12 protein-coding genes are annotated in these 15151 nt (G+C 73.8%); 6 read left to right on the top strand and 6 right to left on the bottom strand.

What is annotated here, in order from left to right; all coding sequences use genetic code 11:
• Nucleotides 1–76 precede the first annotated feature (76 nt).
• Nucleotides 77–3349 carry a family 78 glycoside hydrolase catalytic domain gene (locus BLV05_RS23640; protein WP_046769551.1) on the top strand — a complete coding sequence of 1091 codons (3273 nt, stop codon included), beginning with the start codon at nucleotides 77–79 and terminating at the stop codon, nucleotides 3347–3349.
• Between the two features lie 6 nt (nucleotides 3350–3355).
• Here BLV05_RS23640 and BLV05_RS23635 read toward each other — a convergent pair whose 3' ends face one another.
• Nucleotides 3356–4069 carry a DJ-1/PfpI family protein gene (locus BLV05_RS23635; RefSeq protein ID WP_052762586.1) on the bottom strand — a complete coding sequence of 238 codons (714 nt, stop codon included), beginning with the start codon at nucleotides 4067–4069 and terminating at the stop codon, nucleotides 3356–3358.
• 389 nt (nucleotides 4070–4458) lie between these two features.
• Between BLV05_RS23635 and BLV05_RS23630 the strand changes: the two genes are divergently transcribed.
• A complete protein-coding gene (locus tag BLV05_RS23630; protein ID WP_046769550.1) occupies nucleotides 4459–6606 on the top strand; it encodes a DEAD/DEAH box helicase in 2148 nt (715 codons plus the stop codon).
• A gap of 9 nt (nucleotides 6607–6615) precedes the next feature.
• Here the strand turns inward: BLV05_RS23630 and BLV05_RS23625 are convergent, their stop codons facing one another.
• Nucleotides 6616–7266, bottom strand: a complete 651-nt coding sequence (locus tag BLV05_RS23625; RefSeq protein WP_046769549.1) for a PIG-L deacetylase family protein — start codon at nucleotides 7264–7266, stop codon at nucleotides 6616–6618.
• A 70-nt stretch (nucleotides 7267–7336) separates the two neighbouring features.
• Between BLV05_RS23625 and BLV05_RS23620 the strand changes: the two genes are divergently transcribed.
• Entirely contained in the window at nucleotides 7337–8281 is a 945-nt protein-coding gene (locus BLV05_RS23620; RefSeq protein ID WP_197683283.1) for an SMP-30/gluconolactonase/LRE family protein, read from the top strand.
• A 16-nt stretch (nucleotides 8282–8297) separates the two neighbouring features.
• Here the strand turns inward: BLV05_RS23620 and BLV05_RS23615 are convergent, their stop codons facing one another.
• Together BLV05_RS23615 and BLV05_RS23610 are read right to left on the bottom strand one after the other, a co-directional pair.
• Nucleotides 8298–8849 (bottom strand): nucleosidase, encoded by a 552-nt coding sequence (locus BLV05_RS23615; protein WP_046769547.1) that lies wholly within the window; start codon nucleotides 8847–8849, stop codon nucleotides 8298–8300.
• Between the two features lie 9 nt (nucleotides 8850–8858).
• Nucleotides 8859–9506 carry a TetR/AcrR family transcriptional regulator gene (locus BLV05_RS23610; protein ID WP_046769546.1) on the bottom strand — a complete coding sequence of 216 codons (648 nt, stop codon included), beginning with the start codon at nucleotides 9504–9506 and terminating at the stop codon, nucleotides 8859–8861.
• Between the two features lie 62 nt (nucleotides 9507–9568).
• Here BLV05_RS23610 and BLV05_RS23605 point away from each other — a divergent pair, with 62 nt between their 5' ends.
• Entirely contained in the window at nucleotides 9569–10912 is a 1344-nt protein-coding gene (locus BLV05_RS23605; RefSeq protein WP_052762585.1) for a glycosyltransferase, read from the top strand.
• A gap of 159 nt (nucleotides 10913–11071) precedes the next feature.
• The gene (locus BLV05_RS23600; protein ID WP_052762584.1) at nucleotides 11072–12874 is read left to right on the top strand and encodes a glycosyltransferase family 2 protein; all 1803 of its coding nucleotides are present in this window, start codon (nucleotides 11072–11074) and stop codon (nucleotides 12872–12874) included.
• On the opposite strand, the gene BLV05_RS23595 is transcribed toward BLV05_RS23600, so the two are convergent.
• On the bottom strand, nucleotides 12828–13670 hold the full coding sequence (locus BLV05_RS23595; RefSeq protein WP_046769545.1) for an SDR family NAD(P)-dependent oxidoreductase: 843 nt from the start codon (nucleotides 13668–13670) through the stop codon (nucleotides 12828–12830). The genes BLV05_RS23600 and BLV05_RS23595 overlap by 47 nt on opposite strands.
• Before the next feature lie 44 nt (nucleotides 13671–13714).
• On the opposite strand from BLV05_RS23595, the gene BLV05_RS23590 reads away from it, so the two are divergent.
• Nucleotides 13715–14350: a nucleoside/nucleotide kinase family protein gene (locus tag BLV05_RS23590; RefSeq protein ID WP_046769544.1), complete on the top strand. Its 636-nt coding sequence runs from the start codon at nucleotides 13715–13717 to the stop codon at nucleotides 14348–14350.
• A gap of 95 nt (nucleotides 14351–14445) precedes the next feature.
• Here the strand turns inward: BLV05_RS23590 and BLV05_RS23585 are convergent, their stop codons facing one another.
• Nucleotides 14446–15129 (bottom strand): IS5 family transposase, encoded by a 684-nt coding sequence (locus tag BLV05_RS23585; protein WP_172860689.1) that lies wholly within the window; start codon nucleotides 15127–15129, stop codon nucleotides 14446–14448.
• Nucleotides 15130–15151: the final 22 nt, after the last annotated feature.

Genomic DNA, 15151 nt, shown 5'->3' with positions numbered 1-15151 from the left:
AGGGTTGACCTTTCGCCGGGCCCCGCCTAAAGTCCAGGCCACCGGGGCCGCGTGAAACGATTCACCTGGAGGCGCCATGTCCGACCAGAGGCATCCGCTCAGCCGGCGCACGTTGATCAAGGGCGCGGCGGCCGGCGCCGGCGCGACGGCGTTCGGCGCCGCCCACGGCGCGGGACCGGCCGGAGCGGAGCCGCTGCCCGGCGGCGGACCGCTGCGGGTCGAGCGGACCACCGTCGAGTACGCCGAGCAGCTGCTGGGCACCGACGTCACGGCGCCCCGGCTGTCGTGGGTGCTGACGGCGACGGGGCACGGCGCGCGGCAGAGCGCCTACCAGGTGCGCGTCGCGTCGACGCCGAACCTGCTGGACCAGGGCGCTGACGTCTGGGACAGCGGCCGGGTGGAGTCGGCGCAGACCGTCGGCGTCGTCTACACCGGGCCGGCGCTGCTGCCGAAGACCCGCTACCACTGGCGGGTCCGGGTCTGGGACGCGTCCGGACGCCCGTCCGAGTGGAGCGAGCCGTCGTGGTGGGAGACCGCGATGTTGTCGCAGCCGTGGACGGCGAGCTGGATCGGCCACGCCCCCGTCGACGACGATCCGCCCGGCTTCGGCGGGACGTCCTGGATCTGGTTCCCGGGCGCCACGACGTCCGACGCGCCGGAGGGGCCGCGCTGGTTCCGCGCGGCGCTGGAGCTGCCCGCGGGCGAGGTCGAGCGCGCGCAGCTGGTCATGACGGCCGACGACGACTTCACCCTGTTCGTGAGCGGCGAGCAGGTCCTGCACGAGCCGGTGACCGTCGACGGCTGGCGGACCGCGCACCTCGCGGACGTCACCGCGCAGGTGCGGGCGTCCGGCGGGCGCGTCGTGCTGGCCGCCGTCGCGACGAACCGGCCGGGCGCGACGCTGAATCCGGCGGGCCTGCTGGGCCGGCTCCGGGTCGAGCTGGCCGGCGGCGGCGTCGCCGAGCTGGTGACGGGCGCGGGCTGGCGCAGCGCCGACACCGAACGGCCCGGCTGGACCGAGCCCGGCTACGACGACTCCGGCTGGCCGGCCGTCACCGTCCTGGCGCCGTACGGCAGCGGGCCGTGGGGCAGCGGCGTCACGCTCGCCCGCCCGGAGCGCCCGGCGCCGCTGCTGCGCCGCGAGTTCGCGCTCGACGCGCCGGTCGCGCGGGCGCGGCTGTACGTGTGCGGGCTGGCCTACCACGAGGTGCGCGTCAACGGGCAGCGCGTCGGCGACGCCGTCCTCGACCCCGGCTTCACCGACTACGACGACACCGTGCTCTACGTGACGCACGACGTCACCGGCCTGCTGGCCGAGGGCGCCAACGCCGTCGGGGTCGAGCTGGGCCGCGGCTTCTACGGCATGACCACGCCGAACGTCTGGAACTGGCACGTGCCGCCGTGGCACGGCGAGCCGCGGCTGCTGCTGCAGCTCGAGGTCGAGCACACCGACGGGTCCCGGACGGTGCTGGCCTCGGACGGGTCGTGGCGCATCGCCGACGGCCCGACGCTGGTGAACTCGCAGTACACGGGGGAGACCTACGACGCCCGGCGGGCCGTCGCGGGCTGGGCCGAGCCCGGGTTCGACGACTCCGGCTGGGCCGCCGCCACCGCGCTGGACGCGCCGTCGGGACGGCTGGCCGCCCAGCAGCACGAGCCGATCCGGATCACCGAGACCGTCCGCCCGGTGGGCGTGACCGACATCGGCGCCGGCCGCCACGTCGTCGACTTCGGCCGCACCACCGCCGGCTGGGTCCGGCTCTCCGTCGACGTCCCCGCGGGCACCTGGGTCAGCGTCGTGCACGGCGAGAAGCTGAACGACGACGGCAGCGTGAACGCCGTCACCGGGCACGTCCCCGGCGGGCGGTTCCAGCGCGACGAGTACGTCGCGGCCGGCGGCGGGCGCGAGACCTGGGAGCCGCGCTTCACCTACAAGGGCTTCCGCTACGTGCAGGTCGAGGGCCTGCCGTCGGTGCCCAAGGCGGACGACTTCCGCTGCCGGGTGCTGCACAACGACGTCGCCACCACCGGCACGTTCAGCTGCTCGGAGCCGATGTACGAGCAGATCGACGCGGCCATGCGGCGGACCGTCCTGAACAACCTTCACGGCATCCCCACCGACACGCCGATGTTCGAGAAGAACGGCTGGACCGGCGACGCCCACGTGGGCGCGCCGACCATGGCCTTCGCCTTCGACATGGCCCGGTCCTTCACCAAGTGGGCCGGCGACCTGTCCGACAGCCGCGCGGCCAGCGGCCAGGTGCCGGTGATCGTGCCGAGCGGCGGCTGGGGCTACACCGACCTCGCGCCGTCGCCGGAGTGGACGACGGTGTACCCGTTCCTGGTCCGCGAGCTGTACCGGTGGTACGGCGACCTCCGGCTGGTCGAGACCCACTTCGCGGCCGTCACCGACTACGTCGACTGGGAGATCGGCCGGCGGGTCGGCGGCCTCGCGCCGACCGCGCTGGGCGACTGGGTCGCGCCGGGCTACCAGGGCACGCCGCCGGAGGACCCGCGGCTCACCGCGACGTCGTACCTGCACCGAGGGCTGCTCGCCACCGCCGACTTGGCCGACCTGCTCGGCCACGACGGCGACGCCGCGCGGTACCGGGCGGTCGCGGCCGAGTCCCGCGACGCGCTCAACGCGACGTTCCTGGACACCGCCGCCGGGCACTACCGCACCGCCCGCGACCCCGGCTACCGGCAGACGTCCAACGCGATCCCGCTGGCCTTCGGCCTGGTCCCGGCCGAGGTGGAGGCGTCCGTCGTCGCCAGCCTGGTCGCCGACATCGAGCGGCGCGGCAACCACCTGAACACCGGCTGCCTCGGCACCAGCGTGCTGCTGCCGGTGCCCAGCCGGTACGGGCACGCGGACGTCGCCCACGCCATCGCGACACAGACGACGTATCCCAGCTGGGGCTACTGGCTGGCCAACGGCGCGGACACGATGTGGGAGATGTGGGAGCTGAACTCGCGCTCCCGCGACCACTACTTCCTCGGCACCGTCTCGCAGTGGTTCTACGAGAACGTCGCCGGGCTGCGTCCGGGCGACAACGGCTACCAGCGCTTCGTCGTCCGCCCGGACGGAAGGGCGGGCGTGCGGTGGGTGCGGTCGGAGCTGCGGACGGTGCGCGGGCGCGTCGGCGTCTCGTGGGCCGACGCCGGCCGGGCGTTCCATCTCGACGTCGAGGTGCCGGTGGGCGCCGAGGCGGAGGTGCACGTGCCGGCCTCCGGGCCCGACGCCGTGCACGTCACGCCCGCGGCCGGCGCCGGGCTGGTCCGCACCGAGCCCGGCTATGCCGTCTTCACGGTCGGCCACGGCCAGTGGCGGTTCGCGTCGCGGCCGTGACGCCGCTCAGCGCTCGTCGGTGCGCCGGTCGCCGAAGGGGGTGATCACCCCGAGGTCGAGCGGGTCGAGGTCGTCGAGCGCCCGGTCCAGCGGCGTGGGCTCCGGTGGCGCCGAGTGCTGCCCGCGGACCGCGCCGCCGATGCGGGCCCAGAGGCTGCGGTGCTCGGGCCGGACCCGCTCCTGGCGTGCGGTCGCGGCGCCGGCGGTGATGCCGGCGATCAGCTCGGCCCCGCCGTAGTGGCCCGCGACGACCAGGGCGGCGCGGAAGGCGGTCGGGCCGCCGGAGCAGGTGATGATCCGGCCGTCGACGACCAGCGGCTCGGCGGACGGGTGGGCTCCGTAGTGTTCGAGGAGAGGGCCGGCCAGCCAGTGGGTCACCGCGGTGGCGTCGTCGAGCAGGCCGGCCGCCGCCAGCAGCGTCGACCCGGTCGAGCTCGCGAGCAGCCAGCGCGGCGACACCCGGCGCAGCCAGGCGGCGATCTCGGGATGCCGGTCGGTCCCGACGCCGCCGGGTACGGCGACCACCTGGGGCGCGTTGACCTGGTCGAAGGTGGCGTCGATGAGCTGGACGCCGCCCGGGCCCGCGACCTGGCCGAGCGCGGTGCCGATGGTCACAGTGCGGAAGCCGGGGAGCTGGGACAGCACGTAGCGGAAGATCTCCGCCTCGTCGGCGGAGACACCCTGGTAGGCGACGATCGCGGTCGTCGAAGTGGCTTCCATCGGGCAGCTCCTCGCCAGTGTCCACTTTAGCCGGTCCGGGAATACGACGGGTGCCGCCGCGGCTTGACCATTATGGAGAAGTCGCAACGCCGTGCACCGTCTTGCACGTATTGCGGCTCGATGAGCGGTACTCTGTAGAGAGCTGTGCCGCAGTGGGACCCGTCGAACGGGTCTCTCCGCCGCGGTCAGCGACGAGGGAACCGGCCACTGGTCGGCACGTTCGCACCGCGACAGTAGGCGCCAGGCTCGCCGGATCTGCAGGCCGAGCAGCGTCATTGGGGGAGAGCAACAACGCGCCGCGACAACGGCGCCCGGCCCGCCGCCCGAAGGCGTGGCCGTCCCCATCGCTGTCGCGCACCGCGGACGTGGCACCACCAGAGGAGGAACATTTGGCGAGAGACGCCAGGCGCCGGCCAGGCGCCAGCCGGACCGCGAACCGCACCCGTCGGCGCGCCCGGGCCCAGGACGACGAGGGCATCATGTCGGTGCTCGCCCGCGCCGTGCGCGAGGTCGAGGGCAGCATCCAGCGCGGCTCGCTGAAGCCGTCGGTACGCACCAAGTTCCAGGTCATCGCCCTGCTGGTGCGCGAAGAGCGCGCCCAGGTCAAGGCCGAGGAGTCGCGCAGCGAGGCCTACCGTGCCGAGCAGCTCAAGCGGCTCGACGGCATCGCGACGATCCTCGCGAAGGTCGCGGTCCAGGACGCGACGCTGCTCGGCCTGCTGGCCGAGGACGCGCCGGTCACCGACGCCGCCAGGGCGCTGCGGCGCGAGATGATGCTGGCCGCCGGGCGGACGCCGCCCGTCGAGGAGGTCCCGGCCGCTGCGCCGGCCGCCGCCACCGCGGCGAAGCGGCAGGTCGTGCCGCAGGCCGTCATCTCGCGGCAGCTGGCCAACCCGTTCCTCGCCCCCGACTACGACTCCGCCGCGATGCGCCCCGCGCCGAAGGCCGCCGCGCGGCCGCGCCGGCTGGTCAACTGGGAGCTGATCGGCCCGCTGCTCAGCTCGTTCGAGAACGCCACCGACGGCACCACCGCCTCCATGGCGCTGCCGCCCGCCGCCCCCGTCAAGACGCCGGACGGCCTCGAGCTGATGCCGCACCAGTCCCGGCTGGTCGCCGCCACCGAGGCCGGGCACCGGACCTTCCTGCTCGCCGACGAGCCGGGCCTCGGCAAGACCGCGCAGGCGCTGCTGGCCGCGCGGACCGCCGACGCGTATCCGCTGCTCGTCGTCGTCCCGAACGTGGTCAAGACGAACTGGGCGCGCGAGGCGAGCCTGTGGACGCCGGACCACCCGGCGACCGTCATCCACGGCGACGGCGACACCATCGACGGCTTCGCCGACATCATCGTCGTCAACTACGAGGTGCTCGACCGCCACGTCGGCTGGCTCGGCGACCTCGGCTTCCGCGGCATGGTCGTCGACGAGGCGCACTTCATCAAGAACAAGCGGTCGCAGCGCTCGCAGCACGTCCTGCAGCTGTCCGAGCAGCTCCGGTCCCGCGCCTTCCGCCCGCTGCTGATGGCGCTCACCGGCACGCCGCTGATCAACGACATCGACGACTTCCGCGCGATCTGGCAGTTCCTCGGCTGGATCGACGAGAAGAAGCCCGGCCGGGAGCTGATGGAGGCGCTGGAGGAGACCGGCCTGACGCCCGTCGACGCCGGGTTCTCCTCCGCCGCCCGCGGCTGCGTGATCGACCTCGGCATCGTGCGACGGCGCAAGTCCGACGTCGCCGCCGACATCCCCGCCCGCCGCGTCGCCGACCTCCCGGTCGAGCTGGACGACGCCGCCGGCCGTTCGATCCGCGCGGCCGAGCGCGAACTCGCCGACCGCCTGGTGGCGCGCTACCGGGCCGCCCTCGAGGCGCGCGGCGAGGCCGCGGCCGTCGGTGCGGCCGTCGACGCCGACCTCGTGCGCCGCGTCGCCGGCGCGGAGCTGGCCGACAAGTCGACGAAGACCGGCGAGAATGTGTTCAGCATGATCCGCCGCATCGGCCAGGCCAAGGCCGGGCTGGCCGCCGACTACGCCGCGCAGCTGGCCCGCAGCGTCGGCAAGGTGGTCTTCTTCGCCAAGCACATCGACGTCATGGACGCGGCCGAGGCGATCTTCGCCGAGCGCGGCCTGCGGTACGCGTCGATTCGCGGCGAGCAGACCACGCGCAAGCGGCAGCAGAACATCGACGCGTTCGTCAACGACCCCGACGTCGCGGTCGCGGTCTGCTCGCTGATGGCCGCCGGCGTCGGCATCAACCTGCAGGTCGCGTCGAACCTCGTGCTGGCCGAGCTGTCGTGGTCGGCGGCCGAGCAGACCCAGGCCATCGACCGCGTCCACCGCATCGGCCAGGCCGAGCCCGTCACGGCGTGGCGCATCATCGCCGCCCAGACCGTCGACACCCGCATCGCGGAGCTGATCGACGGCAAGGCGGGGCTGGCCGCCCGCGCGCTCGACGGCTCCGACGACGAGGTGTCGTCGGCGGCTGACGTGCAGCTCGAGGCGCTGGTCGCGCTGCTGACCGATGCTCTGACGACGGCCCGGTAGGCCGGGCGGTCAGGCGTTCCGGGCGAACACGGGGGTGGTGGTCCGCTCGCTGCGCAGCACGACCAGCCGCTCGCTGCGGTCCTGCTGCAGCTGCCAGCGGCGGCGCAGCGGGTCGTCGGGACCGAGGCCGGTGTGGCAGGCGGTGGCCGCGCGCTGCCGTTCGCGGTCCACGTCGACGACGAGGACCTGGCGGCCGCGGAAGGCCTGGCCCGGCCGCAGCGTCCACGCGTAGAGCGTGCTGCCCTGCTTGGACGCCGCGCGGTAGGCGGCCCGCATGGCGCGGACGTGGTCCGGGTGCGCGTCGTCGCCGGTCGCGTCGACGGTGAGCATGGCGTCGGCGCTCTGCCGGATCGTCAGGATCTCGTCGGCCAGCGCGTCCAGGCTGGTCAGCGCCAGCGTCCCCGGAGCGTGGTCGAGCATCGTGACGTCGTCGGCGCCGAGGTGCCGGGTGGCGCGGCCGAGGTCGCGGGCCCGGTCGATTCGCCGCCGCGGCCGTGGGTCGGGCGTGCGGCCGTGCGTGAGGCACAGGATGTGGACGGACGTCCCGGCGCAGGCGAACGCGGCGATGACGCCGCCCAGCGCGAACGTCGCATCGTAGGGATGCGCGCACACCACCATGAGGGTGCGGACGGCCGGCACCGGCCTCACGTACTTGCTCATGCTTCAGGATCGGGCCGTCCGATTCGTCACCGTAGGGCCGGAAAGACCGCGATCACGGGACCTTCGTCCCATGACGGTCCGCGGTGAGCTGCGCCGCTGGCGGCCGGGTGGCGCCGTCGGGCAAGGTGGGCGGCATCGCGAGACCCCGGAGGACGGAGGGCCGATGAAGGCCGAGCAGCTGACGGCGGACGTGTGCGAGCACGGCGAGGGCCCGGTCCATTCGCCCCGCTGGGTCGGACCGCGCTGGGTCGACATGCTGGCCGGCGAGGTGCTCGAGCTGAGCCCGTCCGGCGAGGTGGCCCGGCGCGACGTCGGCAGCAAGGTCGCCGCGGTCGTCCGGCCGCGGCGCGGCGCCGGCTGGCTGGTCGCGACGGAGCGCGCGGTCGCGCTGGCCGACGGCGACGACCTCGACGCGGCGCTGACCAACGGGCCGGAGCTGTGGACCGACACCGGCATCCGCTCGAACGAGGGCGGCTGCGCCCCTGACGGCGCGTTCTACCTGGGCACCATGGCCTACGACGAGACGCCGGGCGCGGGCACGGTGCACCGCATCGACCCGTCCGGCGCCGTGACGACGGCCTTCGGGAACGTCACGGTCTCCAACGGACTCGGCTGGTCGCCCGACGGCACCCGCGCCTACTACGTCGACACCGACACCGGGCGCATCGACGTCTTCGACTGGACCGCGGACAACGGGCTGACCGGACGGCGCGCCTGGGCCGACGTGCCGGGCGGGCCCGACGGCCTCACCGTCGACGCCGAGGGCGGCGTGTGGGTCGCCACGTACTGGACCGGCGAGGTGCGCCGCTACGACGCCGACGGCCGCCTCGACGCCGTCGTCGATCTCCCGGTGCGGCGGGCCACGGCGGTCGCGTTCACCGGCGCCGGCCTCGACCAGCTGATCGTGACGACGTCGCGGCTGGACCAGGACACCCCCGGGCCGGGCGACGGCGCGCTGTTCGGCATCGTCGAGCCCGGCGTGCGAGGGCTGCCGGTGCTGGAGTTCGGCGGCTGACACCGGTCGGTCGGCGTCAATCGGCCAGCTCGGTGCCCAGCCACGCGCCGAGCACCCGCGCGCTCGCGTCGACCACCGTGGGCCAGTCCATCGCCGACTCGTCCGCCGCGTCGGAGACGTGCTTGACCAGCCGCACCGGCACGCCCAGCCGCCGGCACGCGTACGCGACCGCGTAGCCCTCCATGTCGACCAGGTCGGCCCGCTGGGCCAGCTCGTCGCGCAGGCGCGAGTCGGCGACGAACCGGTCGCCGGTCGCGAGCGTGACGCCGTCGCCGACGGGCAGCTCGATCAGCTCTTCCGGGTCGAGACCCAGCGCCCGCACCAGGTCGGCGTCGAGATCGTGGTTGAGCACTCGGCGGGGCGTGAACAGGCCGGTCAGCCCGGGCCGCAGTGCGCCGGCGGTGCCGATGTTGACGACCACGAGGTCGTCCGGTGCACGTCCGGCCAGCGCCTGGGTGGTCGCGGTCGCCGCGGCGGTCTTGCCGATGCCGGTGATGACGACGGGCAGGCCGGCGGGGACGTAGCGTGCCTCGGCCTCGGTGGCGCTCACGATCAGGTAGCTGGTCACTGAAGGAACCTACGCGCGGGGGAGGACGGCGGCGCACATGGCCTCGCCGATCCACTGCTCGTAGTCGTCGCCGGACCAGCCGCGCACGCCGGTGAGCAGGTCCCACACCTCGATGCTGTTGAGGGTCCAGACGCGGTCGCGCGCGGCGTCGACCGTGAGGTCCGGCCGCAACGCGCCGAGCTCGTCGACCCGGCGGGCGACCATGCCGGTGCCGATCAGCCGCTCGCCGTTGATGGTCCGGACGTGCGCCGTCAGGTCCGGGTCGCCGGCGGCGGCGCCGGCGAGCGCGACGAGGACCAGCGGCCCGAGCCGTTCGTTCAGCTGCCGCCCGAGCGCGGCGTAGGCGCGCAGGAACCGCTCCGGGTCGGGGTCGGCGTACATCGCGATGACCTCGGGGCGCCGGGCCAGCGGGATGTCCTCGTCGTCGCCGCCCAGGACAACGTCGTGGGTGCGCTTGAGCAGCGCAGCCTTGCTGCCGAACGCGTTGTACACGGTCTGCGCCGACACGCCGGCGGCCGCCGCGACCGCCGCCATGGTCGTCGGGCCGTAGCCCTGCTCGACGAACAGCCGGTGCGCGGCGTCGACGATGCGCCGCTGCGTCAGCCGGGCCTGCTCGGCGCGGAGCGTGCTGGTGTACGTCCGCCTCTCATTATTCATTTGACTCTCTCTAAAATGAAGTTATTCTGACTACATCGAAAGGCTACCCCGGGGGACACACCATGGCCACCTTCCTGATCGCGTCGATCGCGGTCGAGGCACACACCACCAACCCGCTGCCCATCGCGGCGCGGCTGATCGAGCGCGGGCACACCGTGCTCTGGTACGCCGGGCGGGCGTTCCACGAACGCATCGCCCGCACCGGCGCCACGCCGCTGCCGTACGTCGACGCGCCCGACTTCAGCGGGCAGGACATCGACGAGTTCTTCCCGCAGTTCCGCGGCAAGTCGGGACCGAAGATGATCGGCGAGGCATTCGACCAGATCTTCGTCGGCCACGCGCCGCAGCGGGTCGCCGACCTGCGCCGCATCGTCGCCGCGCACCCCGTCGACGCCATGCTCACCGAAGGGCTGAGCTACGGCGTCGGCATGGTGTCCGAGCTCGAGGACATCCCGTGGGCGACGTTCGCCGACGGACCGCTGCCGTACGAGGACGCCGACACGCCGCCGTTCGGCCCCGGCCTGCTGCCGATGCGCGGTCCGGCCGGCCGGCTGCGCAACCGGCTGGTCGCCGCCGCCGCCGACCGCCTGATCTTCCGCGCCGCCGAGCGGAGGTACGAGAGCATCCGCGCCGGCCTGGGGCTGCCGCGCGATCCGGGGTCGGCCCGGCTGGCCGGCGCCTCGTCGCTGCTGCACCTGCAGGCGTGCACGCCGTCGTTCGAGTACCCGCGCCGCGACCTGCCGCCGCAGATCCACTGGATCGGCGCGCTGCGGCCGGACCCGCGGCCGTGGCAGCCGCCGGTCTGGTGGGACGACCTCGGCGCCGACGGCCGGCCCGTCGTGCACGTGACGCAGGGCAGCCTGCGCCCCGACCTGACCGAACTGGTGCTGCCGGCGGTCCGTGGCCTGGCCGACGAGCCGGTGCAGGTGGTCGTGACGACGGGCGGCGCGTCGCGGGCCGACCTCGAGCAGGCGGCCGGAGCGGCGCTGCCGGCGAACTGCCTGGTCGTGCCGTGGATCCCGTACGACGAGCTGCTGGCCCGCGCCGACGTGTTCGTCACCAACGGCGGCTACACGGGCGTGACGCTGGCGCTCGCGCACGGCGTGCCGATCGTGCAGGCCGGCACCACGGAGGAGAAGGCCGAGAACGCCGCGCGCATCCAGTGGTCCGGCGTCGGGCTGCGGCTCGGCAAGACGCACCCGGCGCCCGCGAAGGTGCGTGCCGCCGTTCGCCGGGTGCTGGACGAGCCGTCGTTCCGGACGGCGGCGCGGCGGATCCAGGCCGAGATGGCCGAGCACGACGCCGCCAACGAGGCGGCCGGCCTGCTGGAGCGGCTGGCCCGCACCCGCCGCCCGGTGCACCGCGCCGACGCGGCCGCGGGCGGTGACCTCCCGGTCACGGTCTGACCGCCGCCCTTTGCAATGAGCACCTATACGCACCGGTGCGTAGAGGTGCTCATTGCAAACGCGGCTCGCATGAGAGGGTTCTCAGCCCACTCGAATGGCCGGCTCATCCGGTGTGTCGATCGTTGAGGCGTCGCGCCCCGACGAGAGGAACGCCTCCCGATGCCTGCCGGACCGCTGCCCGGAACGCCGACCCTTGCCCCCGGAGCCGCGACTGCGCCGCCTCCACCACCGCTGCCCGCGCCACGGCACCAGCACGAGCCGCGGCGGGTCCGGCAGGCCGGGTTCCCATGGTGGCTGCCGAACGTCGGGGTCGCGGCCGCGGCCGCGACGCTGTTCGCCGTCGTCGTCGGCACCGGGGTGCAGGGTCCGTCCGCCGGCACCACCGCCTGGTGGCTGCTGACCGCATCGATGCATCTGCCGGTGCTGCTCATCGCCGCGTTCCTGGCCGGTGGTGTGATCGAGCGGCTGGGCTACTTCTGGCGCGGCCGGGCGCCGGAGCGGCCCGGCCGGCTGCCGTACCGCTACCCGTCGGTGTGCGTGCAGCTGCCGATGTTCAACGAGCACGCCGTCGCCCGCCGGGCCATCGAGGCGGCCTGTGCACTGCGCTGGCCGAGCGACCGGCTCACCGTCCAGGTGCTCGACGACTCCACCGACGGCGACACGCGGGCGCTGGTCGACGCCGTCTGCGCGCGGCTGCGGTGGGAGACCGGCGTGGACGTTCGCGTGCTGCGGCGCCCGCACCGGCACGGCTACAAGGCCGGCGCGCTGGAGGCCGGGCGCCGGCTGACCGACGCCGAGTTCATCGCGATCTTCGACGCCGACTTCCTGCCGCCGCGCGACTACCTGCTCCGCGCGATCCCGCACTTCTTCCGTCCCGACGGCGTCCCGGACCACGGGCTCGCGCTGGTGCAGGCGCAGTGGGGACACCTCAATCACGACGAGTCGGCGCTGACGAGGGCGCAGTCACTGTGGGTCGACGACCACCACACGCTGCAGATGTCGTGGCGCTCGGCGATGTGGCGGTTCGTCAACTTCACCGGCACCGCCGGCGTGTGGCGGGCCGCGTCCGTCGAGGCAGCCGGCGGGTGGCGCGCGGCCAGCCTGGTCGAGGACTGCGAGCTCAGCTTCCGGCACCTGTTCGCCGGCTACCGCACCAAGTTCGTCAAGGAGATCGTCGCGCCGGCCGAGCTGCCCGCCACCTACACCGCGTACAAGGCGCAGCAGAAGCGGTGGACCCAGGGCTGGGTGCAGGTGCAGCGGCTGCACCTGGGGACGCTGCTGTTCCGGCACCGCGCGTCGCTCGCCCGCCGGGCGCATCTCGTCTACCACATGTGCACGACCTGGCAGTGGCCGCTGTGGGCGGTGTGGATCACGGTGCTGCCGGCGCTGATCCACTCCGGGCTGTGGTTCGGCGCGCTCGGCGCCGGCGCGGGCCTCGCGCTCTACGTGCTGCCGAGCCTGCTGTGGCTGACGCTGGTGACGAGCCTGGCGTCGGCCGAGACCCGGCACACCTACCCGGAGCGGACCACGCCGTCGGTGTTCCGGCGCCGGTTCACGCGGATCGTGCCGTACCTCGTCGTCAACACCGGCATGCTTCCGCACCAGTTCAGCGCGTTCACCGAGGGCCTGTTCGGGCCGCTGCACAGCGAGTTCGAGCGGACGCCGAAGGCCGGCGAGGCGGGCCGCGCGGCCACCGAGCGGCGGCGGGACCGCGTCAAGGTGCATTGGCCGTACGTGGCGGCCGAGCTGTTCTGCGTCGCCTACCAGCTGGCCTGGGCCGGGGTGTTCCTGGCCGAAGGGCTGTGGTGGTGCGCGCTGGGCGCCGGTTACGTGGCGGTGTGCGTGGCGTCGCTGCTGGTCAGGTACGGCGACCACGCCGGGAAGGTGCTGTTCGTGCTGGACGCGCCGCGGCGGCTCACGCGCTCGCGGCGGGCAGAACGGGCGCCAGCACCCGCAGCGTGATGCCGTCGAGCAGCTCCTGGGCGACCGGGTCCAGCGCGATCGGGTTCGGCGTGGCCGGGCGCCGCTCGTCGTAGTACGTGCCGTTGTCGTCGTCGCGCTGGGCGACGGCGAGCAGGTTGGCGGCCGCGTGCTCCGGGGTGTCGCCGCCGATGGAGAACATCGCGTGCAGCAGCTCGGTGGCGATGACGCCCGGGTGCACGCTGACGAACTCGATGGTGGGCCGCGGCCGGCGCCCGGCGAGCCGGCAGGTCCACGTCACCAGCGCCAGCTTCGACCGCGCGTACGCCGACGCGGGGGAGTAGCCCGACCTGGCCAGCTCGAGATCGTCCAGCCCCAGCTCGGCCGAGAAGTGGGTGGCCGACGCGACGTTGACGATGCGCCCGGCGCGGCCGGCGCCGATGACGTCGAACAGCAGCGTGGTCAGCGCGACCGGCGCGAAGTAGTTCGTCTGCAGCGTCGCCTCGTGGCCGTCGGCGGTCAGCGTGCGCGTCCGCGGCCCGGGCCGGGCGGCGTTGTTGATCAGCAGGTCGACGCCGTCGGGGCAGGCCGCCCGCACGCCCGCCGCCAGCTCGGCGACCTCGTCCAGCACGCCGTAGTCGGCGGACAGGTAGACGACCTCGCCGGTCGAGCCGAGCGCGGCGTCCAGCTCTTCGACCAGGCCGGCCGTCTCGGCGGCCGGCTGCGGGCCGTGCACCACCAGCCGCCGGGGCCGTGCGGCCGCCAGCTCCAGCGCCGTCGCCCGCCCGATGCCCGACGTCGCGCCGGTGAGCACGATGGTCGATCCCGCCAGCCGCATGCGGTCACAGTAGGGCACGGGTCGGACGGTGGCAGCATGGTCTCGTGCGGGTGCAGCCGGTGACCGAGGACGTGCTGGTGGACCGCATCGTCGGGCTCGTCCTGGCGGCTTCGGTCGCGGTGGCGGCCGGCGCCGTCCGGCTGGTGGTCGACGGTCACCCGGCGGCGCATCCGGAGCGGCTGGCCGACGCGCTGGTGGAACCGCTGCGGTCGGCGGGCCGGCCGGTCGCGCGGATCCGCGTCCGCGACTTCCTGCGGCCGCGGTCGCTGCGGCTGGAGCAGGGCGCGCACGACCCGGACGCGCTGCTGGACGACTGGATCGACGCCGCCGCGCTGAACCGTGAGGTGCTGGAGCCGGTCGGGCCCGGCGGCTCCGGCCGCTACCTGCCGAGCCTGCGCGACCCCGACACCGACCGCCCTACCCGCGCCGCCTACGTCGACGCGCCGCCCGGGCTGGTCCTGGTCCTGGACGGCGCCCTGACGCTGGGCCGCTGGCTGGACCTCGATCTCGCTGTTCACTTGGCGCTGCGGCCGGCCACACTGCGCCGGCTCACCCCGCCGGAGGATTCGTGGACGCTGCCGGCGTACGAGCGCTACGCCGCCGAGACCGTCCCGGAGACCCTCGCCGACCTCGTCGTCCGCGCCGACGACCCGCGGCACCCGGCCCTGGTGGTCGGCTGAAGGCACACGCCGGGAGTGCGGGGTTCGCCGAGTTGGTCGGGGGTTTGCGACAGTTGGCCGTCCCCTGCTGCCCATGGTCTTAGAGGGCGTCTGGTCTAGATCTGTGGGGGTGCGCCTGAGTTGGCTGGTTCGTCGTGCCAGGTTTGGGTGGTTTCGCCGGTGATCCGGCGGCTCATGTTGTCGATCATCGCCCAGTGGATCATGGTGCGGGAACGTTCTGGGAGCGTCTCGTAATCTCGGACTAATCGACGATGCAGCATCAGCCAGCCGAAGGTGCGCTCCACGGGCCAGCGCAGAGTCGGGTGGAAGCCCTTCAGCCCGGGGTCTTTCTGGACGACCTGAACGTCGATACCGCGATCGACACCACGCTGGGCGACGCTGGCGCGGTAGCCGCGGTCCACCCAAGCCTTGGACACGCCCGCGTGGCGATCGGCGAGGCGATCAACCAGGTCACGCCCACCTGCGGTGTCGTGCACGCTGGCCGCGGTGATCAACACCACCAGCAGCAGCCCCAGCGTGTCGGTGGCGATATGCCGCTTGCGTCCCTTGATCTTCTTGCCCGCATCGATGCCCTGATCGGACTCGGCCACATTCGACGACGTCTTCACCGACTGCGCGTCCAGGATCGCCGCGCTGGGCTCACTGGCCCGCCCGGCCGCTGCGCGCGCCGTGCCGCGCAGCAGGTCATGGATCTTCTCCGTCGTCCCGTCCTTCTCCCACTTGGCGTAGTAGTCATAGACGGTCTTGAACGGCGGGAAGTCGTGCGGCGGGCCTGTCAAGTTTTTCGTGTAAGACAGGGCA

Source organism: Jiangella alkaliphila, from assembly GCF_900105925.1.
In the GTDB taxonomy this organism is placed as follows: Bacteria; Actinomycetota; Actinomycetes; order Jiangellales; family Jiangellaceae; genus Jiangella; species Jiangella alkaliphila.
The sequence above is the reverse complement of the archived record's forward strand: the minus strand, read 5'-3'. Positions and strand labels throughout refer to the sequence as shown.

What these genes read in the sequence shown, in the direction of transcription:
- BLV05_RS23605 (WP_052762585.1), top strand. Translation starts at nt 9,569, where the DNA reads ATGGCCACCTTCCTGATCGCGTCGATCGCGGTCGAGGCACACACCACC.
- BLV05_RS23595 (WP_046769545.1), bottom strand. Translation starts at nt 13,670, where the DNA reads ATGCGGCTGGCGGGATCGACCATCGTGCTCACCGGCGCGACGTCGGGC.
- BLV05_RS23625 (WP_046769549.1), bottom strand. Translation starts at nt 7,266, where the DNA reads ATGAGCAAGTACGTGAGGCCGGTGCCGGCCGTCCGCACCCTCATGGTG.
- BLV05_RS23640 (WP_046769551.1), top strand. Translation starts at nt 77, where the DNA reads ATGTCCGACCAGAGGCATCCGCTCAGCCGGCGCACGTTGATCAAGGGC.
- BLV05_RS23620 (WP_197683283.1), top strand. Translation starts at nt 7,337, where the DNA reads ATGACGGTCCGCGGTGAGCTGCGCCGCTGGCGGCCGGGTGGCGCCGTC.
- BLV05_RS23635 (WP_052762586.1), bottom strand. Translation starts at nt 4,069, where the DNA reads ATGGAAGCCACTTCGACGACCGCGATCGTCGCCTACCAGGGTGTCTCC.
- BLV05_RS23610 (WP_046769546.1), bottom strand. Translation starts at nt 9,506, where the DNA reads ATGAATAATGAGAGGCGGACGTACACCAGCACGCTCCGCGCCGAGCAG.
- BLV05_RS23600 (WP_052762584.1), top strand. Translation starts at nt 11,072, where the DNA reads ATGCCTGCCGGACCGCTGCCCGGAACGCCGACCCTTGCCCCCGGAGCC.